The following is a 21,370-nucleotide window of genomic DNA, read 5'->3' on the forward strand; positions in this document are numbered from 1 at the left end:
CGGTCAGGTGTCGGCGAGCAGTCCGGCGAGGCCCGCCACCAGCGCCCGGGCGTCGGAGCGGGCGGTCGCGGCCCACGGCGCGCTCGATTTGTGGATGCGCAGGGACGCCACCCCGTGCACGGCGCACCAGATGCGCAGAGCGGTGGCGCGGCGGGCCTGCAGGTCGGTGCCGGGCACCTGCGGGTCGATGTCGGGCAACAGCCGGGCCAGCCGATCGAGCAGATCCAGCCCGGGGCCCTCGCCCTCGGTATCGAGCGGATCGGGCCGCTCGAACAGCAATTGGTATGCGCCCGGGTGGTTTTCGGCCCAGGTCAGGTAGGCGCCGAGCAGGGCGTCGAGTCGTTCGGCGGGGCTCGCGGCTTGCGGGTCGGCGGCGTCGAGTTCGGCGCGCAGTCGGCCGAACAGCTCGGTGATCACCGCGTAGTTCAGCGCGTCCTGGGAGGCGAAGTGCATGTAGACGGCGCTGGGTGCGACGCCGCAGGCGCGGGCGATGGCACGCAGTGACGGCGCGGGCAGCGGCTGTGGTTCGAGCAGCAGGTCTATGGCCGCGGTGACGAGTTCGGCGCGCAGCCGCTCGCCTTCGCCGCGGGTTCGGCGCTGTCGGGTACCCGGCACGAAGTCCTCCTTGACAGAGATGACTGAACAGCTGTTAAGTATACATAGCTGAACGCCTGTTCACCTAGGAGGAGAAATGACCGAGTGGTATCCGGCGACCGCGGTCGTCACCGGCGCGAGCAGTGGCATCGGCGCGGCCTTCGCCACCGCCCTGGCCGCCCGCGGCTGCGATCTGATCCTGGTGGCCCGGCGCGAGCCGCGGCTGCGGGACCTGGCGAAGGAATTGGAAGCCGCGCACGGGGTTTCGGTGCGCGTACTCGCCGCGGACCTCGCGGATCCGGCCGGCGTGGCCCGGGTCGCCGAGGTCTGCACCGATCCGCTGCATCCCGTCGGCATCCTGATCAACAACGCCGGTTTCGCCACCCACGGCGCGCTGGCCGACCATGCGGCCGGGAAGGTGCGCGAGGAGATCGCGGTCAATGTGGCCGCGCTGGCCGAACTCACCCACGCCGCGCTGCCGGCCATGGTGACCCGCGATCGCGGGGTGATCGTCAATATCGCCTCGACCGCGGCCTTCCAGCCGATTCCGTTCATGGCCGTCTACGGTGCGACCAAGGCCTTCGTGCTCTCCTTCACCGAGGCGCTGTGGGGCGAACTGGAGGGGTCGGGCGTCACCGCGCTGGCGGTGTGCCCGGGCGCGACCGACACCGAATTCTTCGATGTGGCAGGCGAAGCGGCGAGTGTCGGCAGCCGGCAGACGCCGCGGCAGGTGGTGGCCACCGCCCTGCGGGCCCTGGATCGCCGCAACCCGCCGCCGAGCATCGTGTCCGGCGCCGCCAATGCGGTCTCGTCGGGTCTGCCGCGAATCCTGCCCCGCCGCACCACCATCCGCGTGACCAGGCGTCTGGTGGGGTCGAAATGATGTTCGCGTTGCGCCCGAGCGAACTCGGCGATATCGATGCCATGCGCCTGCACCTGCACAGCGAGCGCACCGTGGCGGCCTCGGCGGCGCGCACCTTCGAGATCCTCACCACGGGCGAGGGGCAGACCGAGTGGGCGAACGGCTATCGCGCCACCACCTGGTACTCGAATGCCCATGCCGCGGGCGCGATCCGCGATATCCACCTGCGCTGGATCACCGTGCGGGAACGCTTCCTGGCCTGGGAGCCGGCCGCGCGCTTCACCTTCGGCGCGGACGCCATGTCGATTCCCCTGGCCCGCCGCATGATCGAGGACATCTCGTTCACGCCGATCGACGCCGGGCGCTGCACCCTGACCTGGCAGGTCCATCTGGATCCGGCCCCGGCGCTCGCGCCGTTCGGGGCGCGGTTCGTGCGGTCGATGCTGACTCCGATGTTCGAGTCCTTCGCGGCCGGTCTCGCCGAGTTCGCCGCCGCGCATCCCGGTTAGGGGCGATGCGTCACGCGCAGTGCAGCGCCGCCAGCAGGGTGGTCACGATGGGGGAGGTGCGGCCCTCGCTGCGGGTCACGGCCGAGACCGGGATGCGCAGCGGGTGCCCCGTGAGCCGCAGGGTGGCGATGCCCTCGGTCTGGCTGTCGGCGTAGAGGATGGTCCAGGCGTCGGGCCGGTTGATGAGTTCCATGGTGGCGGTGTGGTCCGGCGGGATGGGCGGGCCGAAGACCGGCCCGGTGGGGAGGTCGGCGAAGGCGGCCCGCACCACATTGTGGAGCAGGACCTGTTCCGACTCGGGCGGGAGCAGCAGCGGATAGTCCCCCAATTCCGCGAGGGTGACATCGCCGCCGCGCATGACCAGCGGGTGCGCGGTGGAGGTGGCGATGACCGGATCCTCGTCCCAGAGCTTCTCGACGGTCAGTCCGGGCTGGTCCACACTGCCCCGGATGAGAGCGAGGTCACAGTCGCCGTCGGCCACCGCCTGGATGCGCTGCCGGAAGGGCTTGATGACGAATTCGATCTCCGCACCCGGATGCGCCTCGCGCGCGCCGGCGATGGCGGACAGTGATCTAGTTGCGAAGCTCATGTTTGCCGCCAGGCGAATACGCGGCCCGGAGGCCCGCACAGCTGCGCGAATGGCCGATTCCAGGCTCAACATTTGCTTCGCAAGGGGAAGTAGCCGAGTGGTCGCGTCCGTCGGGACGACCGAGCGTGTGGACCGTTCGAAGAGGTTCACGCCGAGGTCGCGTTCCAGCCGGGCGATCTGATGACTGATAGCCGACTGCGAGATGAAGCATCGGCTCGCGGCCCGGCTGAAGCTCAGCTCCTCGCAGACCGCCACGAAGTAGGCCAGTTGGCGCAGCTCCACGGCATTCTCCAATTCATGATCAACGTAGATAAGAGTCATCTTGATTATGCGCCCTGACGCGTGGAACAACCGCGTTCCGAATCACGGTTAGTCATGACGGAAGGGAGCAGTCATGCAACACGTGGAGGCGGGAATCGAAACCGCCGATGTCGTCATCGTCGGATCGGGCTTCGGTGGTCTCGCCGCTGCGAAGCAGTTGAACAAGTCGGGTGTCCGTTACGTCCTGATCTCGGGTACGCCCGAGCACCTCTTCCAGCCACTCCTCTATCAGGTAGCGACGGGTGTACTGGCCTCGGACGAGATCGCGCCTCCCATGGCCAATATCCTGCGCAACCACAAGAACGGCGAGGTGCGGCTGGGCAAGGTCACCGCCATCGACGCCCCCAATGCGGTACTCACCTATGAGACGTCCGAGGGTCCGTGCCGGATCCGGTACGGCAAGCTCATCGCCGCCACCGGCGCCAGCCAGTCGTACTTCGGCCGCGACGACTTCGCGGACAAGACGTTCTCGCTCAAGACCATCGACGATGCCCGCAACCTGCGCGCGCAGATCCAGCGCGTCTTCGAGCAGGCCAAGGATGCCGACCCCGAGACCCGCCGCCGGTTGCTGAGCTTCGTGGTGGTCGGCGCGGGCGCGACCGGCGTCGAGGTCGCCGGTCAGCTGAAGGAACTCGCGAAAAGGTATTACCACCAGGAGGACACCGTCACCCTGGTGGAGGGTGCGGGCGTGGTGCTGCCGCCCTTCGGCGGCGGGCTGTCGGAGTACGCCAAGGAGTCGCTGGAGCGCAGTGGCGTCGAGGTGCTGGTCGACACCTTCGTGACCGACATCGAGGACGGCAAGGTCACCGTCAAGAGCAAGGACGGTGTGGAGCGCCGCATCGCCGCCGAGACCGTGGTGTGGTCGGCGGGCGTGCAGGCCGGCGGCTTCGCCCAGGTGCTGGCCGAGGCCACCGGCTGCGAGACCGACCGCGCCGGACGTCTGCTCGTCAACCCCGACTGCACCGTCGGCGGTCACGCCGACATCTTCGCCATCGGTGACATGACCTACCTCAACGGCTACCCCGGCCAGTCGCCGGTGGCCATGCAGGAGGGCCGCCACGTCGCCGACATCATCCGCGGCAAGAAGCCCGCGGCCACCCCGTTCAAATACTGGGACAAGGGCTCGATGGCGGTGATCAGCCGCTTCAGCGCGGTCACCAAGCTGAACGACAAGGTCAAGTTCACCGGCCTCATCGCCTGGGTGGCCTGGCTCGCGGTGCACATCTACTACCTGGTCGGCTTCCGCAACCGCTTCGCCGCGGTGCTGTCGTGGCTGGTCGCCTTCATCGGCAGCGGCCGGCCCGGCTTCAACGAGGTCGAAAAGGTTCCTGCCGCAAAGACTTCGGAGAAGGTGCCGGTAGCGGTCTGACCGCACGAACGAAACGAGCCGCCCGGTCATCGCCCGGGCGGCTCGTTCCCGTTGCGGGGCAAGGTTAACCTGCGACCATGGCTGTTCCTACAACTCGATTGCTGGTGCTGGCGGTGGTCCGCCTGCTCCAGCCCGTGCACGGCTACGACGTGCGCCGCGAATTGCTGTCCTGGCATGCCGACGACTGGGCCAATGTGAAGCCCGGCTCGGTGTACGGGGCGCTGAACACGCTCGAGCGGGACGGGCTCATCTCGGTGGAGGGTGTGGGGCAGGAGGGGGCGCGGCCGGAGCGGCGCACGTATCGGCTGACGCCGGAGGGGGAGAAGGAATTCGGGGAGATGCTGCGGGAGTCGCTGTTCGCGGCCGACCAGATCAAGCATCCGTATTTCGCGACGGTGTCGCTGTTTCCGCACGCGCCGAAGGTGGATGTGATTGCGGCGCTTCGCAGCCGGATCCTGCAGTTCGAGGCCGGTCTGGTGTTCCTGGAGCGGGAGGAGGAGCGGATTCTGTCGGGTAGTGGGGATCCGCGCGAGTCGGAGCCGCATCATGTCGCCGATGCGATCAATCTTGCTGCGGCGCATGTGCGTGCGGATCTGGAGTGGTCGCGCCGGACCCTGCGGCGGATCGAGAGCGGGGAGCTGGACGTCTGGTCGGGGACCATGGGCGGGGCCCCGATTCCGCCTCCGGTGAAGTAGTTTCGCCGCTCCGGTGAAGTAATCAAGTTTTAATAGTCAAGCTTGACTATGTGGGTTGGTCGTTTCTACCGTTGAGACGTGGAAACGACATCACCCGTCCGCGGCGCACCCATCGACCCGGTCATCCGGGTGCGTGGGCTGGCCCGGACCTTCAAGACCAAAACCGGTGACGTGCAAGCGGTCACGGGCATCGACTTCGACGTGCGCTACGGCGAGATCATCGGATTGCTCGGCCCCAACGGGGCGGGCAAGACCACCACCCTGCGGATGATCTCGACGCTGCTGGCGCCCACCGCGGGCGAGGCCACCGTGGTCGGCGCGGACCTGCGCGCCGAGCCGCGGACAGTGCGCTCCCGCATCGGCTACGTGCCGCAGGGTGGATCGACCAACGAGGCCGAACTGGTCGAGCACGAATTGATCCTGCAGGCAAGGCTTTTCGGGCTGTCCAAGGCCGAGGCCGAGCGCAATGCCGCCGACCTGGCCAAGGCCCTCGAATTCGACGGGCTGGGTCGCCGCCGGTGCGGGCAGCTCTCCGGCGGGCAGCGCCGGCGGGTGGACATCGCGCTCGGCCTCGTGCACCGGCCCACCCTCATCTACCTCGATGAACCCACCACCGGCCTGGATCCGCAGAGCCGGGCCAACCTGTGGGACCACATCCGGCGGCTGCGTGACGAGGGCACCACCGTCGTGCTCACCACCCACTATCTGGAGGAGGCGGACGCGCTCTGCGATCGCATCCTGGTGATGGACCACGGCACGATCGTCGCCGAGGGCACCCCCGACGAGCTGAAGCGACGCATCTCCGGCGACGTGATCAGCCTCGAAATCGATTCCAGCAGTGCGGATCTGGCCTTGGAGGTCGCTGCCGAGGCGCTCGAGCTGCGGTCCCGGCTGCGCACCGAGGGACACGAGAACGGTCATGCCGGAAAGAGTCTCGTGCATCTCACCGTCGAACACGGTGACGCCGCGGTGGTTCCGCTGCTGCAGGCGCTCGGCGACAAGGGCATCACGCCCGGCTCGCTCACCGTCAAGCGCCCCAGCCTCGACGATGTGTTCCTCACGCTCACCGGGCGTTCACTCCGGGAAGGAGACCGGTCATGACATTCCTGCGCGACACCGGACTGATCTACTGGTCCCAGGTCCGGGCCAATCTGCGCAATCCGGTCTGGGTGATCATCGGACTGATGCAACCGATCATCTACCTGGTCCTGTTCGGCCCCCTGGTGAAGGGCGTCGCCCCGTCGCTGGGCCCGGGCGCGGACCCGTGGAAGATCCTCACCCCGGCGCTGGTCATCCAGATCGGTTTGTTCGGAGCGTTGTTCGTCGGCTTCGGCATCGTGGCCGAATGGCGCGCGGGCGTGATCGAACGGCAGCGGGTCACCCCCGCCTCGCGTGGCGCGCTGCTGCTGGGCCGGGTGCTCAAGGACATGACGGTGCTGCTGGTGCAGGCCCTGGTGCTGGTCGGGGTGGCCACGGCGGTATTCGGGCTGCGGCCGAATCCGGGCGGCCTGGTGCTGTCGCTGCTGTTGATCGCGGTCATGGGCGCGGGTCTGGCGTCCGCGTCCTATGCGCTGGGCCTGTGGGCGCGCTCCGAGGACACCCTGGCCTCGCTGCTGAACTCGGTGTCGGTGCCGATCATGCTGCTGTCGGGCATTCTGCTGCCGATGACGGTGGGACCGGAGTGGCTGCGGGACATCGCGAAGGTGAATCCGTTCTCGCACACCGTGGACGCAGCGCGGGCGCTCTTCCGCGGTGACTTCGGGGCACACGAGGTCTATGTCGGCACCGCCGTCACCATCGTGGTCTCGCTGCTGCTGATCCTGGTCGCCTCCCGCAGCTTCGCAAGGGAGAACGCCTGACCCGGGCGGCTCTTCGCTTCCGGCGAAAAGTCATTGACCTGAACAGTGGTTCAGGTTTCACGATGGCTGTATGCCTGAGAACACGAAAAGGGCCCTGATCACCGGGGCGTCGGCGGGCTTCGGCCGGGCGGTCGCGCTCGCGCTCGCCGAACGGGATTGGGAGCTGATCCTGGTCGCTCGCGGCGCGGATCGGCTCGACAAGGTGCGGGTCGCGACCGGCGCGCACGCCATCGCGGGGGATGTCGCCGATCCGGTGGTGCGCGAGCGCATCGCCGAGGCCGTCGGCCCTCGCCGGCTGGATCTGGTGCTCAACAATGCCAGCGCACTCGGCCCGAGCCCGCTCCCGACCCTGGACCGCTACCCGCTGGACGAACTCGCCACCGTCCTCGACACCAATGTGATTGCACCCCTGGCGATTCTGCAGCTCACCCTGACCGCGCTCCGGGCCTCCGACGGCGTGGTGGTGGACATCAGCTCCGACGCCGCCGTCGGCGGCTACGAGGGCTGGGGCGGTTATGGCGCCTCCAAGGCCGCGCTGGACCAACTCACCAATGTGCTCGCCGCCGAGAATCCCCAGCTGCGCATCTACAGCTTCGACCCCGGCGACATGCGCACCGAGATGCACCAGGCCGCCTTCCCTGACGAGGACATCTCCGACCGCCCCGAGCCGGAAACCGTTGTGCCCGCGCTGCTGCACCTCCTCGAGTCGCGCCCACCGAGCGGCCGCTACCTCGCGTCCGAACTGTCGGTGGCGTCATGACCCTCGGCCTGGAGGAGCTCGCGTTCACCCTGCCCGACGAGCTGTCGGCGACCAGCCCGCCCGAGGCGCGCGGCCTGGCGCGCGACGAGGTCCGGATGCTGGTGTCCGACGCCGGGACGGTCACCCACGCGCGGTTCCGTGAGCTGCCGACCTTCTTGCGCGCCGGAGACCTTGTGGTGGTGAACAATTCGGCCATGCTCAGCGCCGCCGTGGACGCGCGGTACGGTGATGCGGCCGCGGTGCTGCACTTCTCGACCTGGCTCGACGACGGGCGCTGGGTGGTCGAACTGCGCGACCCGGCGGGCGTGCCGTGGCGCGGGCGGGCGCTGAAACCCGGTGCGCGCATTACCCTTCCGGCCGACCACGCCGCCGTCGTGCGCACCCGTTGGCTGCCCGGCGGCGACCGCCTGTGGACCGCTGATATCGAAGCCGGGGCGGGGGCGGATGTGCGGGCGCTGCTCGCACGGTACGGCCGCCCGATCTCCTACTCCTACCTCGCGGGGCGATGGTCGGCCGCCTACTACCGGACGGTCTTCGGGTTCGAGCCGGGCAGTGCCGAAATGCCCAGTGCAGGACGGCCTTTCGCCAATGCACTGGTGACCGAGCTGGTCGCGGGCGGGGTGGGGTGCGCGCCGATCACGCTGCACACCGGGGTGTCCTCGCCGGAGTCCGGAGAGCCGCCCAGTCCGGAGCGGTTCGCGGTGCCGGAGATGACGGCGCGGCTGGTCAATGCCACGCACGCGGCGGGCGGCCGGGTGGTGGCGGTGGGGACCACGGTCACCCGGGCGCTCGAAACCGCCACCGGCGCGGACGGTCTGGTGCGTCCGATGGCCGGCTGGACCGAACTGGTGCTCGACGGCGATCGTCCCGCGCGGGCGGTGGACGGGCTGATCACCGGCTGGCACGCGCCGGGCGCCTCGCATCTGCATCTGCTCGAATCCGTGGCGGGCGGGGCCGTGGTCCGGGAGGCGTACCGGGTGGCGCTCGACTCCGGGTATCTCTGGCACGAATTCGGCGATTCCGCCTTGCTCTTCCGGAACTGACCCGTCGTCGTTCCGGAAGTGGACCCCCGCGATGCTGAGGCTCGCACGGGGGCGTAGGCTGATTTCTTCCGCGTTGCCGACCGCTCGCGGACGCGGGTCCGGGCTCGCCGCAACGTCTTCCGGGCTCGCCGCGCGGCCTTCCGGAGCCGCCGGTACCCCGCCGGGATACGAGCATTTGTCCTGGTAGAGAACGTTGCGAGGCGGTCGGATGAACTCCCGGTGCGGTCTGCGTCGCGTTCACCGGACTGGCATCGGCAGGTAATCCGGCGGTCGCTCCAGCGCAGTCTGGGACTGGCTTGATCAAGCCTATGACCACCATGGCCGCGTCGAATTCCAGCCTGCTGGCAGCCGCGTCGAAGCCCGCCCCGGAAGCGCCCCGCACCACCGGACGGTCCCAGTACTCCCTGGTCGTCTCCTCCGATGCCGAGCACCGCGAGGCCGCACAGCGGCTGCGCTACCAGGTGTTCGCCAACGAGCCGGGCTTCACCATTCCCGACAACGGAACCGGCCTGGACGCCGACCGTTTCGACGACCACTGCGATCACCTGCTGGTGCGCGACGAACTCACCGAGCAGTTCGTCGGCTGCTACCGCATGCTGCCCCCGGACAAGGTGACCGCCGCCGGCGGGTATTACACCGCCACCGAATTCGACTTGGCCGCACTGGATCCCGTCGGTCACCGGATCGTGGAGATGGGCCGCGCCTGCGTGGTGCCCGATCACCGCAACGGTTCGGTGCTGACGCTGATGTGGGCGGGCATCCTGCACTACATCCAGCTCACCGGATACGACTGGGTGATGGGCTGCGTGTCGGTGCCGATGCGGATGACGCCCGAGGACGAGCCCGGCGTGAACGTGCGCGGCGTGCGCGACATGCTGCTGCGCAAGCACGCGCTGGAGACGGAACGCCATGTGCGCCCATACAACCCGGTGGTGGTGGACGGCCGCACCCTCGACGAGCTGGAAGCCCCCGCCCGCCCCAAGCTGCCCCCGCTGCTGAGCGGCTACCTGCGCCTGGGCGCGCAGATCTGCGGCGAGCCCGCCCACGACCCGGACTTCGCGGTCGCCGACTTCGTCGCCCTGCTCGGCCTCGAGACCATCAACACCCGCTACCTGGAGCGCCTGCAGGGCGCGGCCAACAGCCTGGATGCCCGGTGATGCCCCATGATGCCCGCACTGCTCTCCCCGGACACCGGATCGCTCTCGTGCCCGCCGGCCGAGGCCTCCGCTCACGCCTGGATACCCCACAGTCCTTGTGGCCCTTCGTGTGTCGATGCTCCCGCTGAGGCGGGCACGCTGCGGGTGGCGGCCCGGATCGCCGGCATCGCCGGAGTCCTGCTGAGCTTCCCGATCGCGCACTACGCCACCCCGCGCCGCCGCCGCGCCGGGGTGCAGCGCCGCTATGCGCGAGCCCTGCTGGCCTGCTGTGGGATTCGCGTCCGCATCGTCGACAACCGCGCCCCCGAGGACCGTCGCGAAGGCGGTGTGCTGATCGCGGCCCGCCACATCGGCTGGACCGACATCGTGGCCCTCACCGCCGTCGAGCCCGTGTCCTTCGTGGCCCGCGCCGACCTGGTCGAGTGGCCGATGCTCGGCGATGTCGCCAAGCGGGTCCGCGTCATCCCCATCGAACGCGAACGACTACGGCAGCTGCCGTCGGTCATCGCGACCATGGCCGACCGCCTGCGCGCCGGCGAGCGCGTCACCTTCTTCCCCGAGGGCACCACCTGGTGCGGCCGCGCCCACGGCAGCCTGCGCCCCGCGCTGTTCCAGGCCGCCATCGACGCCGATACGCCGGTGCAGCCCATCCGCCTGCGTTACCTCGACCGCGACGGTGGTCTGTCCACCATCCCCGGCTTCGTCGGTATCGACTCGCTGGCCGACTCGTTCCGTCGTGTGCTGCGTTCCAAGGGCGTCGTCGCCGAGATCGCCCTGCAGCCGCAGCTGCTCCCCGACACCGACCGCCACGAGCTGGCCCGCCGCTGCGAGCGGACCCTGGAGGGCGACACCGTCGCCCGCGCCTTCACCGACGTCATCCACGGCTCCGAGCACCTCGAGGCCGTCGGCACGGGTGCGGTCCGGCGGGCGGAGGCACCGCGGGCGACCGTCGGGAAGTGACTCGCCCGCGAGTGGCCCGGGACTGATCAGGAATCGAGAAGCGCTGGTCAGTGGCGCGACCGTAGCGTTGCTGACATGACTTCCATCGAGAACATCACACTCGACGTCGCGGACATCGAAGCCGCGGCCGCCTTCTACTCCACCGCGTTCGGGCTGGACTCGCAGCTGCTGGGATTTCGGGTCGCCCAGGAACCGAGTACGGGATTTCGGGGCTACACGCTGTCGCTGACCGTGGCCCAGCCGGCCGACGCCGACGCCTACCTGGATGCGGCGCTGGCGGCGGGTGCGACCTCGCTCGAGCCCGCGGCCAAGTCGATGTGGGGTTACGGCGGCGTGGTCCAGGCCCCGGACGGCGCGATCTGGAAGGTCGCGACCTCTTCGAAGAAGAACAGCGGTCCGGCCGCCAAGCGCTTCGACTCCATGGTGCTGCTGCTGGGTGTGGAGAACATCGGTGCGAGCAAGCGCTTCTATGTCGACCACGGGCTGCCGGTGGCCAAGAGCTTCGGGCCCATGTACGTGGAGTTCGACACCGGCTCGAGTCCGGTGAAGCTGGCCCTGTACAAGCGTCGCGCTCTGGCCAAGGACGCCGGGGTCTCCTCCGACGGCAGCGGGTCCCACCGTCTCGTCGTCGGCGGCGCTGCGACCTTCACCGATCCGGACGGATTCGCCTGGGAGACCGCGTCCCAGCCTGCCGCCCGCTGATTCGTCACCGTTTCTACGGGCGGTCGTCCGACGTACCCGAACGCCGTCGGCTTAATGGGCGAAGCGGGCAAATTAGGGGCTTCGGGTGGCGGACTCGATGCATTAGGGACTTGTGCAGGCGTCCAGTTTCAAATGCGCCTGAACCGGCATAGTTCTCGCGGTCAGGGGCGACTTGTCGGTAACACACTGGTCCGTCTGTTCGACGGGAAGGCAACCGAACAACAACGTCTGGAAGCGAATTCGAAAATGTCGGCTAGGACATTCCCGGTCATGATGGTCGCCGCGGCCGCAGTCGCACTATGGGCGCCGCTGGCCGGCGCGGACCCGACCGCGACGACAGCGCCCGCCCCGGGCGCCGGCCTCGGTGTGGACGTCGGCATCGGACCCGGAGGGGTGAACGTGGGCGTCGGCGTCCAAGGCGGAGGCGGCGGCAATGCCGGTGCGTCCGTGCAGCCGAGCGCCGGCGCGAATGCCGGCGGCGGTGTGCAGGTCGGCGGTGGCACGCAGGCCGGTGGCAACACGGGCGGCGGTGTGCAGGTCGGCGGGGGTGTGCAGACCGGCGGCAATGCCGGTGGTGGCGTGCAGGTCGGTGGCGGTACGCAGGTCGGCGGTGACGCGAATGGTGGCGTGCAGGTCGGCGGAGGAGTCCAGACCGGTGGCAATGCCAATGGTGGTGTGCAGGTCGGTGGCGGTACGCAGACCGGCGGGGATGCCAACGGTGGTGTGCAGGTCGGTGGCGGTACCCAGACAGGCGGGGATGCCAACGGTGGCGTGCAGATCGGCGGCGGCACCCAGGTCGGCGGTGACGCGAATGGTGGCGTGCAGGTCGGCGGAGGCGTCCAGACCGGTGGCAATGCCAATGGTGGTGTGCAGGTCGGTGGCGGTACGCAGGTCGGCGGGGATGCCAATGGTGGTGTGCAGGTCGGTGGCGGTACGCAGGTCGGCGGGGATGCCAATGGTGGTGTGCAGGTCGGCGGCGGTACGCAGATCGGCGGCAATGCCGGTGGTGGCGTCCAGGTCGGCGGCGGTACGCAGATCGGTGGAAACGCCGGTGGCGGAGTACAGGCGGGCGGGAACACCGACATCGGCGGTAGCGCACTGGGCGGCATCGACCTGGTGACGGCCGGCGCGGCGGCGGCCGGTGCGGACACCGCGTACGGCATGGCGATTCCGGTGGGCGCGACCACGGGCATCCCGGGCGGTACGGCGGTTACCGATCAGGTCCCGCCGGGCGGCTACGTGATTCCCAAGGGTGCGCCCGACACCGGCGCGGGCGGCATGGCCGCCCAGGTGAGCGCGCAGTGAGCACCGCGGACGGAAATGCCCTGGGCGCGTTGAGAATCCGTCGATCACTACGCGGTGCGCTCGTCGCCGTGGTGGCGATCATCCTGGCCCTGGTGACCGGTTGTTCGTCCTCCGGCTCGACCCATTCGGCCGCGAGCACGACCACCGCGGCCGCGTCCGCCTCCGGGGTGAAGACGGCGGCCGCGATCAGCCGGTCCACTCCGGTGTCGTTCGACATCGCCTCGATCAAGGCCTCGGGGTCGCTGATCGCGGTGGGGCTCAATGCCGATGGCTCGGTCCAGGTGCCTTCCGACTACCTGCAGGCCGGCTGGTATCAGCAGGGTCCCGCGCCGGGGGAGCAGGGCTCGGCGGTCATCCTCGGCCACGTCGACTCCTACAAGGGCACCGGCGTCTTCTTCTATCTGAAGAAGGTGAAGCCGGGCGACATGATCGACGTGAAGCGCGCGGACGGCAAGACCGCGCACTTCAAGGTCACCGATGTCCGCATGTACCTGAAATCCCAGTTCCCCGACCAGCTCGTCTTCGGTCCCCGCGGTGGTGCGACGCTACAGGTGGTCACGTGCGGCGGCCAGTTCGATCAGGCTGCCAAGAGCTACGAGTCCAACGTGGTGGTCTTCTCGTCCCTCGATTCGGTGACCTAGCCGCGCTCCGGGTGCGCGGCGGTCCTGTGAGTCTGCTGTGGCCTTGATTGTCCGGATGTCGGCGTGTCGCGCTGTCGCGGCCGCTGAGCCTCGGCGATGTTGTTGGCAGAGAACAGGTTTCGGTGCATCCGAGGGCGGCCGATCACGCCACACCGGATTTGCCGGTGGTGCCACGGATTGGCTACGTTCCTGTGCGCACCAATCGGATCGATCGACAGCGGAGGCGGACATGCAGACGTTTGCGCAGAACCTCGGAACGATCGGCTACGACGCGTTGTCGATCGGGCAGGGAATGCTCGTGATGCTCACCGACATCATCGGTATGGGTAGCGCCGGCGATGCCGGCGCCGGTCAGTACCCGTTCGGCTGATCGAGCAGTGGCCGAACCGTCCCGCAGGTCTTCGTCGGCTGCGGGGCGGTAAGGCGCACCGGGGTCAGTACTCGCCCTTGATGACGAAGTACGAGCCGCGAATGGTGCCGGCCAGCTTCGACTTCTGCCGCGCGAACTTGAACTGCGAAGCGAGCTCCGCGGGGACTTCCATCCCGTCGGAGAGCTTGAACCCGACCGCTCGTTTCTTGGCGTCGTCGACGGTGTACATCACGTTGATCGACAGGCCGTTCTGATAGAACACGTAGGCGATTCGAATGTTCTCGACCTGGAAGGCTGTCGCCTCGAGGGGCTTGGAGGAGATGACGAGGGCCCGCTCCTCCTGGAGGATCCGGTTCACCCAGTCGATGGTCTGCCCGGCGTCCTCCGCGGGCTGCACCGTGAAGACATGGTCGTACTTGTTCTTGAAGTACCGGGCCTCGTTCGCCCGCAATCCGGCGAGCGCGGGTGCGACCGGCGACGACTCCAGTCCCTCGGTCGAAACGTTCACGAAGTCAACAACATACGGCATGGCGAATTCCTTCACACGAATGTCCGATGAGGTCGGACGGTGCTCTCGAACAGGCCGCCGTAATCCTAGCCGCGGCCGCCCGGCCGATGAGTAACCCGAAGGCGTCACGGGCGTTTCGCGGATGCTTCCCATTCGAAGCCGTCCGGGTCGACGATAAATTTCGGCCGGGCCGGCGACATCCGTGGCGATCACGGATCCCGCCACTGATTCAGTGCGCCGCGATCGGGGTGCGGCACCCACAGTCGGATGACACGCTCCAGCAGCACCGTCAAGTGCACACCGGTGGACTCGATGCGCAGGCGGTGACTGCGCGCCAGCGTCACCAGGCCGTGCACGGCGGCCCAGAACACCTCGGTGTCGGCGTCCGGATCGATGCCGCCGGGGGATTCCCTGATCACCGACCGCATTTCGTCGAAGGCGCGGCGCAACTGCTCGGGCGTCTCGGCGCTGCCGAAGGCGAGATCGGTGGCCTGGACGAACATGGCGTCGTAGAGCGCCGGCTGGGACAATCCGAATTCGACATAGGCGGTGGCCAGGGCGCCCAGGCGCTGATCGAGGGTCTCGCTCCCCGCGCACGCGGTGTGCAGATCGTCGGCCAGATCGGCGAAGCCCTGCACGGCCACCGCCTCCACGATGGCCTCCATACTCGTGAAATGGCTGTAGAGCACGGGCTGGCTGTATTCGATGCAATCGGCCAGCCGGCGCGTGGTCACCGCGGCCCATCCATCGTCCTCGGCGAGTTTGCGGGCGGTGTCGATGATCAGCTGACGCCTGGCGGCTCGCTCCCGCTCGCGCCGTTCCCGGATCGTCATCGCCTCATCGTATCGGCGGTAAAGATATCTAGCTACAGCCTCTGATCATATCGACGGCACAAGTTCTAACATCGCTAGAATCACCGCCGCCGAGCATGGGGAGCCGTTGTGGCTTATCAGGCCATGGCTGAGGCGAACCATCTGTCCGAAGGGGAAACACACATGCGGACAAGAAAACTCGGCACCCAGGGCTTGACGGTCTCCGCGCACGGGCTCGGCTGTATGGGCATGAGCGTCGCCTACGGCGCGGCGGACGAGCGGGAGAGCATCGCCACCGCCCGCCGTCCTCGAGCCGATCCGACGCGCATCGTGCACGCCGGACGGCGGACAGCGGGATGGTGACCGGTCGAGGTCACCGCCCGGCCATCACCGGGCCTTGCTCGTGGACGGGGTGGTGGTCGGCACATCGATCACATCCGGTATCTGGCCGCCGCCGAAAACCGGTACCGAGGTCGTCGAAGTCGGCGGGGTGAGCGGACTGCTGTGGTGGCTGCCGCAGCCGGCGACGGCCACCACTGCCAGCGCAATCGACGCCACTGTGATCAGGTGCTTGGGCACGTATCGACCTTTCGTGTGGGATCGGTCGCGGCCGCGCCCCACACCACCCCATTGCCCATGTCTCGGTGCGTGTGCGGTCGACCGCGTTGAAAACCAGGGCCGGTCCGCGAGTCGGCTTCGGCCGCACCGATTCTGGTGCACCCGGTCAGGCACCGCACCACCGGTGCCCGAAATCGGCACGCGTGGTCCGCAGTCTGGCACTTTCCGAACCCCCGGGATGGCCCGCGGCGGGAACGTGTTCGGTGTGGTCGATCCGGGTGCGGGCTACGCGGCCGCATCACGCGGCGCGGTGCTCCGGATCAGGTGGACGACTTCGTACGGGCGCATCGGCTGGGTCGGTCGCAAGGATCGGTAGGTATACCGATCGACCGTGCCCTGCTCCAGGTTTCGCACCAGCAGCGCGTCGCCGTCCCGTTCGTCCTCGACGGGATCGGTGGCGAAGAATCGTTTGAAGTCCTTCGGCGATCGGGAATAGCAGACGTTGAAGATCTCGTCGAGGCGCTGCTGCGGAACGATGCCGGGACCCATGACACGCAGGGCATGGATCACGCGAACGGCGACGTCGCGCCAGTTGACCAGCAGCTCTCGTGCGGCCTCGGTCATGATCCATTCGACCAGATTGACCGGATGGGCCGGACCGAGGTCGGCCGGCGTCAAGCTCGGAATCAGTTGGCGCGCGGGCCCGTTGGCGGCGACGACGTCGAAATGGGGGAGTCTGATGAAAAAGGCGGGCCCGGAGAACGACTCGAGATGATCGAGATCCTCGCGGCCGATGGTCTGGGGCCAGGGTTCCGTGCGCAGCGTATCCATGTCACCGAGCGCCAGCGACATGATCTTGCGCAGCATCCAGTCCGGCGGATTCAGCGCGCGGCACCAGGCCGCCAGACCTTCGGTGCTCGGGTTACGCAGACCCGCCTCCCACTTCCGCAGGGACGACAGCGTCGTCGACGCGGCCAGGGCTACCTCCTCCTGGGTCAATCCCAGCGCTTCACGTTGGCGGCGGAGATGGCCCCCGATCTCCGGTCGCTCGCAGACCCACGAGAGCCGGCCGGCGCCGCGACGGACCTGGGTGGGTGGGATCGGGGGAAACGCCGACTGGCCGGGGTGGGGGAGCGAAGGTGCGGCGATCTGCACGGCCAGCCTCTCTATCGAATGTCCTGCGAAGCCTTGCGCGGCCGAGCGGTGTGAATCGGATTCGCTGAAGAACTTTTACCCGACGGGTCGAAGCGCCGCACTGTCGGAAAGATCACAGCGTTTGCAACATGAATATTGGCTAATGCCAACGGTTTTCCGACACCTTTCATGCACCGTCTGTTCACTGAAATTTGGGTAATGGGGCAAATGGTGAACGGAGCTCCGGAGCTCATATGTCGTGCCGCTTCGGTTGTGCGGCCGATGGGTGTGGGTGTTCGGACGGCAGGTGTGACAATTTGTGTCGCTCGGTCAAGTGATCAACTCGCGTTCTTGCTGCCGAACAGAGATGAAACATGTTTGTGTACAACAACTTTGGCGAGACCTGACGTGCGCGTTCGGGCGATGACCCGGTTCTGTCGATCAGTGGTTGCTGTGTTTTTCCTCGGCGGTTGCTTCTGCTGAATCCTTCGAGGTGCCGATTGGCCGATCCATCCCGCCGTGGCGTTCGATTACCCCTGGTACACAGAGATATACGCCTGATCTCCGGCATGCTGTCGCTGCCCTGTTGCGGGGCGCCGGCGCGTTGTGGTGTGCGGTGCGGGGCTGAGTTGCGTGCTGTCCGAGTGCATTGGCACAGTCTGGATCGCCAGAAAGCCGTTTCATAACGAGTTTTGAATTTCCGGCCCCGGTGGCCATCCAGTTCGTCCTCCGCATGGGCACTGGTGTGGCGACTTATCGCGGAGAAAGAATCCACAGTGGGGACAGCCTTGGACAGCAACGAACCCGATCGGGACGACTCGGACATGTCCGAACCGGCCATCGAGCCGAACGCCGATGCCGTCGATCCGGCGGCGACCGAATTCATCGAGGCCCCGGGGAAACTCGTCGAGGCCCCGGGGAAATGGCAGCTGATGGCTCGGCTGATCGCGTCGCGTCCCGTCCGCCGCCATCTGCCGAAGGTGGCGGCCGGCGCCGCGCTGGCGAGCCTCGTCGTCGGCGTGGTCGCCGCGGCCGAACCGCGGGGAACAGATCAGGCGGCGGCGAGTGCCGCGTCGACCGAAACAACGAAGGCATCGGATTCACAGAGCTACGCCGATCTGACCGCGGCGCAGGCCGGGTCGACCACGCCGGAGATCGGTCTCGCCGACAGCTCTGTGACGCCGAGCGACGTTCCGGTCCCCACCGACGGCTCCACGCCCGACGCTACGGGCGACCCGGTCGCCTCGACCGATCCGGGCACCGACGCGGCGTCCGCGACAACGGATCCCGCCCAGGCGACCACCACCCCGGATACGACCACCGGCGTCCCTGTCACGACCACGGATACGCCGGTCACGACCACGGATACGCCGACAACGCCCGCCGCTCCCAGCCTCTCCATCGACGCGAGCGCGACCCTCTCGTTCCAGGCGGATCAGTCTTCCGATCCGAGCCAGACCGTTCCGCAGTCGGTGACTCCCACATCGGACCCTGCCACCACCACGACGACCGTCACGGTGACCACTGACCCATCGGCGACGACCACCACCGTCCCGCCCACCACCACAGTTCCGGTCACCACCACAGCTCCGGACACCACGCCCCCGTCGACAACGACGACGGTTCCGGTGGACACCACGACCACGGCGCCCACGACGCCATCGCCTGTGACGACCACGGTTCCCGTGACGACCACGCCGACGGTGACGACCACGCCGACGGTGACGACCACGCCGACGGTGACGACCACGCCGACGGTGACGCCCGGCCCGGTCACGACGACCGCCCTGCCGCCGACCTCGCCCCACTGCATCGCAACGGCGCCGCGGAATCCGACGCAACCGCTGGCGTCCACCCTCGTGCATCCGCCGACCGTGAAGCCGCTGCCCGCGCCGCCGGCCGCCCCGGCGCCGAAGCCGCCCGTGCCCGCGACGTCGAAGCCCCCGGTGCCCGCGACGTCGAAGCCGGCCACGCCCCCGACATCCAAGGCGCCGACGCCCCCGCCGCCGCCCGCCCCTCATCCGTGCGGCTAGGCGTACGGAGTGAAACCTCGTTCGCACCAGTGAATTTCGCGGAACCATGACGAATTCGTACGTGCCCGGCACAGGTGGCCGGGCGATGGGCGGGGCTCGGTTGCCCTTGTTCATCGCCGCGGTCGCGCTCACCGTGGCCGGGTGTGCCGCCGGGCCGGGCCGGGCGCCGGAACCCGCCCCGCCGGGCTCCGGCGGCCCGATCCCGAAAATCCGGCTCGACGCGATGGACAACAAGCTCGACCAGCTCCGCGAGTGGGCCCGCCCGCGGTCCGACAGGGACGGCATTCCGCTCCGCGCGCTGGAGGCGTACGGATACGCCACGGTCGTGCTGGCGAAGGCCCAGCCCGGCTGCCACCTCGGATGGACCACGCTGGCGGGGATCGCCCGGGTGGAAAGCGATCACGCTCGTTTCGGCGGCGCCACCATCGGGGCCGACGGCCTGGTGCAGCCGCCGATTCGCGGCGTGGCCCTCAATGGCACGGGCGGCAATGCCGTCATCCTCGATCCCGCCTCGACCGCCCGGGCCGGGCGCACCGTCTACGCCCGCGCCATGGGCCCGTTCCAGTTCATCCCGGACACCTGGAAGCACTGGGGCGTTCGCGCCGGTGCCGACTATCGCGCCCTCGCCGATGCGCTCGAGGCCGCCAAACCCGTTGCTACCGTCGACCTGTCGGGCAACCCGGACAATATCGACGACGCTGCGCTGTCCGCGGGCCGCTACCTGTGCGCCGCCGGCGGCGATCTGGCCACCGCCGCGGGCTGGCGTCAGGCCATCCTCGCCTACAACCACTCCTCCGTCTATGTCGGCCAGGTGCGAACTGCCGCAACCGGTTACGACAACTGATCCCCCTCCCCCTCTCGAATCAATTCATTCGCAACAACACCTTGACACAAGAGTTTTGTGTCGTGTGATCAGGAGGAATCCATGTCCCGCAAGAGCATTCGGGTCGCCGCTGCCGCCGGCGCAGTGGCGCTGGTCTGTACCGGTGCCAGTATCGCCCATGCCGCCCCCGGCGGAAAGACCGGTCAGGGCAAGGACGCCGACCATGTGCTGCTGATCTCGATCGACGGGATGCACCAGGCGGACCTGGCGTGGTACGTCAAGCAGCACCCGAACTCCGCGCTGGCCTCGCTCGCGAACAATGGCGCCCAGTACACCAACGCGCAGACCACGAACCCGTCGGACTCCTTCCCGGGCATGGTCGCGCAGTTCACCGGCGCTACCGCGGGACAGTCGGGCGTCTACTACGACGACACCTTCAATCACGACCTGCTGCCCGCCGGCACCACCGACTGCGCGCACACCCCGAAGGGCGCCGAGGTCGCGATGACCGAGGCGATGGACAAGAACCAGAACTCGATCGACGCCGGCCAGGGCCTGCCGGGACTGCCGGGCAGCATCCTGGGCATGACGGGCAACCCGGCGACCCTGCTGAACACGGCGGCCATGCCGGTCGACCCGGCCACCTGCAAGCCGGTCTACCCGAGCCAGTACCTCCAGGTGAACTCGGTCTTCGACGTCCTGCACGCCGCGGGCAAGCTGACCGCCTGGTCGGACAAGCACCCCGCCTACTCGATCCTCGAGGGCAAGGCCGGCAACGCCATCGACGACCTGTTCACCCCGGAGATCAACTCCAATTCCCCGATCGCGGGCCAGGACTGGACCAAGGACGACAAGTCCACCCAGCAGTACGACGGCTACAAGGTGCAGGCCGTCCTCAACGAGATCGACGGCTTCGACCACAGCCACACCAAGCAGGTCGGTGAGCCTGCCATCTTCGGCATGAACTTCCAGACCGTCTCGGTCGCGCAGAAGCTGCCGACCTCCGACGGCATGACCGGCGGCTACCAGGCCGACGGCGTGACCCCCGGCGCGCTGCTGTCCGGTGCGCTCGACTACGTCGACGGCCAGCTGGGCAAGCTGCTCGGCGAGCTGAAGACCAAGGGCGAGGACAAGAACACCACCGTCATCGTCTCCGCCAAGCACGGCCAGTCGCCCACCAAGCCGAGCGACCTGACCCGCATCGACGACGGCCCGATCATGACCGCCCTGAACGCCGCCTGGAAGGCCAAGCACCCCGAGGCCACCAAGGACCTGGTCGCCTTCAGCGTGAACGACGACGCCATGCTGCTGTGGCTGAACGACCGTTCGCAGGCCGCCGCTGATTTCGCCGAGCAGTGGCTGCTGGCCAACAACGGCACCGGCAACGACATCAGCGGAAACCCGAAGGCGTACACCAAGTCCGGCTTGACCGAGGTGCACGCCGGCGCCGGCGCCGCCTCGTACCTGGGTGCCCCGGAGAACGACCCCCGCCACCCCGACCTGGTCGGCGTCGCGCAGGTCGGCACCGTCTACACCGGTGGCAAGGGCAAGATCGCCGAGCACGGCGGCGCGAACCCGGCCGACCGCAATGTCCCGCTGATCGTCTCCGGCCCGGGCGCCAAGAAGGCGGTCGTGACCGAGGCCGTGCAGACCACCCAGATCGCGCCGACCATCCTGAAGCTGCTGGACGAGAACCCGCAGAAGCTGGACGCCGCCAAGGCCCACGGCGTGCGCGAGCTCCCGAACCTGGGCTGATCCGATTCGGA

General features: G+C 68.3%; 25 protein-coding genes. 17 read left to right on the top strand and 8 right to left on the bottom strand.

What is annotated here, in order from left to right:
• Positions 1-3: 3 nt before the first annotated feature.
• Positions 4-615 carry a TetR/AcrR family transcriptional regulator gene (locus ACIRRA_RS19425; protein WP_402769636.1) on the bottom strand — a complete coding sequence of 204 codons (612 nt, stop codon included), beginning with the start codon at positions 613-615 and terminating at the stop codon, positions 4-6.
• A gap of 76 nt (positions 616-691) precedes the next feature.
• On the opposite strand from ACIRRA_RS19425, the gene ACIRRA_RS19430 reads away from it, so the two are divergent.
• Together ACIRRA_RS19430 and ACIRRA_RS19435 are read left to right on the top strand one after the other, a co-directional pair.
• Positions 692-1,477, top strand: a complete 786-nt coding sequence (locus ACIRRA_RS19430; RefSeq protein WP_402769639.1) for an SDR family NAD(P)-dependent oxidoreductase — start codon at positions 692-694, stop codon at positions 1,475-1,477.
• A complete protein-coding gene (locus tag ACIRRA_RS19435) occupies positions 1,474-1,965 on the top strand; it encodes an SRPBCC family protein (RefSeq protein ID WP_402769642.1) in 492 nt (163 codons plus the stop codon). The genes ACIRRA_RS19430 and ACIRRA_RS19435 overlap by 4 nt, the downstream gene beginning before the upstream one ends.
• 10 nt (positions 1,966-1,975) lie before the next feature.
• On the opposite strand, the gene ACIRRA_RS19440 is transcribed toward ACIRRA_RS19435, so the two are convergent.
• Positions 1,976-2,836 (bottom strand): LysR family transcriptional regulator, encoded by an 861-nt coding sequence (locus tag ACIRRA_RS19440; RefSeq protein ID WP_402769862.1) that lies wholly within the window; start codon positions 2,834-2,836, stop codon positions 1,976-1,978.
• A 112-nt stretch (positions 2,837-2,948) separates the two neighbouring features.
• Here ACIRRA_RS19440 and ACIRRA_RS19445 point away from each other — a divergent pair, with 112 nt between their 5' ends.
• The 12 genes from ACIRRA_RS19445 to ACIRRA_RS19500 all read left to right on the top strand — a co-directional run bounded on the left by ACIRRA_RS19445 (position 2,949) and on the right by ACIRRA_RS19500 (position 13,736).
• Positions 2,949-4,244, top strand: a complete 1,296-nt coding sequence (locus ACIRRA_RS19445; protein ID WP_402769645.1) for an NAD(P)/FAD-dependent oxidoreductase — start codon at positions 2,949-2,951, stop codon at positions 4,242-4,244.
• 77 nt (positions 4,245-4,321) lie between these two features.
• Positions 4,322-4,939 carry a PadR family transcriptional regulator gene (locus tag ACIRRA_RS19450; RefSeq protein WP_402769647.1) on the top strand — a complete coding sequence of 206 codons (618 nt, stop codon included), beginning with the start codon at positions 4,322-4,324 and terminating at the stop codon, positions 4,937-4,939.
• Positions 4,940-5,017: 78 nt separating this feature from the next.
• Positions 5,018-6,040: an ATP-binding cassette domain-containing protein gene (locus ACIRRA_RS19455; RefSeq protein ID WP_402769650.1), complete on the top strand. Its 1,023-nt coding sequence runs from the start codon at positions 5,018-5,020 to the stop codon at positions 6,038-6,040.
• A complete protein-coding gene (locus ACIRRA_RS19460) occupies positions 6,037-6,798 on the top strand; it encodes an ABC transporter permease (RefSeq protein WP_402769653.1) in 762 nt (253 codons plus the stop codon). Before ACIRRA_RS19455 ends, ACIRRA_RS19460 begins: the two co-directional genes overlap by 4 nt.
• 70 nt (positions 6,799-6,868) lie before the next feature.
• The gene (locus ACIRRA_RS19465; RefSeq protein WP_402769656.1) at positions 6,869-7,558 is read left to right on the top strand and encodes an SDR family NAD(P)-dependent oxidoreductase; all 690 of its coding nucleotides are present in this window, start codon (positions 6,869-6,871) and stop codon (positions 7,556-7,558) included.
• Entirely contained in the window at positions 7,555-8,601 is a 1,047-nt protein-coding gene (locus ACIRRA_RS19470) for an S-adenosylmethionine:tRNA ribosyltransferase-isomerase (RefSeq protein ID WP_402769659.1), read from the top strand. The genes ACIRRA_RS19465 and ACIRRA_RS19470 overlap by 4 nt, the downstream gene beginning before the upstream one ends.
• A gap of 308 nt (positions 8,602-8,909) precedes the next feature.
• Positions 8,910-9,758: a GNAT family N-acyltransferase gene (locus tag ACIRRA_RS19475; RefSeq protein WP_356997507.1), complete on the top strand. Its 849-nt coding sequence runs from the start codon at positions 8,910-8,912 to the stop codon at positions 9,756-9,758.
• 6 nt (positions 9,759-9,764) lie between these two features.
• Complete coding sequence (locus ACIRRA_RS19480) at positions 9,765-10,718, top strand: lysophospholipid acyltransferase family protein (protein ID WP_402769662.1); 954 nt, start codon at positions 9,765-9,767, stop codon at positions 10,716-10,718.
• 75 nt (positions 10,719-10,793) lie between these two features.
• Entirely contained in the window at positions 10,794-11,420 is a 627-nt protein-coding gene (locus ACIRRA_RS19485; RefSeq protein WP_402769665.1) for a VOC family protein, read from the top strand.
• A 246-nt stretch (positions 11,421-11,666) separates the two neighbouring features.
• Positions 11,667-12,725, top strand: a complete 1,059-nt coding sequence (locus tag ACIRRA_RS19490; RefSeq protein WP_402769667.1) for a hypothetical protein — start codon at positions 11,667-11,669, stop codon at positions 12,723-12,725.
• Positions 12,722-13,366, top strand: a complete 645-nt coding sequence (locus ACIRRA_RS19495) for a class F sortase (RefSeq protein ID WP_402769670.1) — start codon at positions 12,722-12,724, stop codon at positions 13,364-13,366. Before ACIRRA_RS19490 ends, ACIRRA_RS19495 begins: the two co-directional genes overlap by 4 nt.
• Positions 13,367-13,595: 229 nt before the next feature.
• The gene (locus tag ACIRRA_RS19500; RefSeq protein WP_402769673.1) at positions 13,596-13,736 is read left to right on the top strand and encodes a hypothetical protein; all 141 of its coding nucleotides are present in this window, start codon (positions 13,596-13,598) and stop codon (positions 13,734-13,736) included.
• A 64-nt stretch (positions 13,737-13,800) separates the two neighbouring features.
• Here ACIRRA_RS19500 and ACIRRA_RS19505 read toward each other — a convergent pair whose 3' ends face one another.
• Both ACIRRA_RS19505 and ACIRRA_RS19510 read right to left on the bottom strand, forming a co-directional pair.
• Positions 13,801-14,265 carry a phage tail protein gene (locus tag ACIRRA_RS19505; RefSeq protein ID WP_402769676.1) on the bottom strand — a complete coding sequence of 155 codons (465 nt, stop codon included), beginning with the start codon at positions 14,263-14,265 and terminating at the stop codon, positions 13,801-13,803.
• Between the two features lie 188 nt (positions 14,266-14,453).
• Entirely contained in the window at positions 14,454-15,077 is a 624-nt protein-coding gene (locus ACIRRA_RS19510; RefSeq protein WP_402769679.1) for a TetR/AcrR family transcriptional regulator, read from the bottom strand.
• A 162-nt stretch (positions 15,078-15,239) separates the two neighbouring features.
• Here ACIRRA_RS19510 and ACIRRA_RS19515 point away from each other — a divergent pair, with 162 nt between their 5' ends.
• Positions 15,240-15,419, top strand: a complete 180-nt coding sequence (locus ACIRRA_RS19515) for a hypothetical protein (RefSeq protein WP_402769682.1) — start codon at positions 15,240-15,242, stop codon at positions 15,417-15,419.
• 24 nt (positions 15,420-15,443) lie between these two features.
• Here ACIRRA_RS19515 and ACIRRA_RS19520 read toward each other — a convergent pair whose 3' ends face one another.
• The 4 genes from ACIRRA_RS19520 to ACIRRA_RS19535 all read right to left on the bottom strand — a co-directional run bounded on the left by ACIRRA_RS19520 (position 15,444) and on the right by ACIRRA_RS19535 (position 18,720).
• On the bottom strand, positions 15,444-15,635 hold the full coding sequence (locus ACIRRA_RS19520) for a hypothetical protein (protein ID WP_402769685.1): 192 nt from the start codon (positions 15,633-15,635) through the stop codon (positions 15,444-15,446).
• A gap of 264 nt (positions 15,636-15,899) precedes the next feature.
• Positions 15,900-16,769, bottom strand: coding sequence for a helix-turn-helix domain-containing protein (locus tag ACIRRA_RS19525; RefSeq protein WP_402769688.1), 870 nt, complete (start codon positions 16,767-16,769; stop codon positions 15,900-15,902).
• Between the two features lie 1,087 nt (positions 16,770-17,856).
• On the bottom strand, positions 17,857-18,150 hold the full coding sequence (locus ACIRRA_RS19530) for a hypothetical protein (RefSeq protein WP_402769690.1): 294 nt from the start codon (positions 18,148-18,150) through the stop codon (positions 17,857-17,859).
• A 33-nt stretch (positions 18,151-18,183) separates the two neighbouring features.
• A complete protein-coding gene (locus ACIRRA_RS19535; RefSeq protein WP_402769693.1) occupies positions 18,184-18,720 on the bottom strand; it encodes a hypothetical protein in 537 nt (178 codons plus the stop codon).
• Positions 18,721-18,827: 107 nt separating this feature from the next.
• Between ACIRRA_RS19535 and ACIRRA_RS19540 the strand changes: the two genes are divergently transcribed.
• Positions 18,828-19,625 (top strand): murein transglycosylase, encoded by a 798-nt coding sequence (locus tag ACIRRA_RS19540; protein WP_402769695.1) that lies wholly within the window; start codon positions 18,828-18,830, stop codon positions 19,623-19,625.
• A gap of 81 nt (positions 19,626-19,706) precedes the next feature.
• Positions 19,707-21,359 (top strand): alkaline phosphatase family protein, encoded by a 1,653-nt coding sequence (locus ACIRRA_RS19545; protein WP_402769698.1) that lies wholly within the window; start codon positions 19,707-19,709, stop codon positions 21,357-21,359.
• The last annotated feature ends 11 nt before the right edge of the window (positions 21,360-21,370 follow it).

The organism is Nocardia sp. NPDC101769, assembly GCF_044766925.1.
Taxonomy (GTDB): domain Bacteria; phylum Actinomycetota; class Actinomycetes; order Mycobacteriales; family Mycobacteriaceae; genus Nocardia.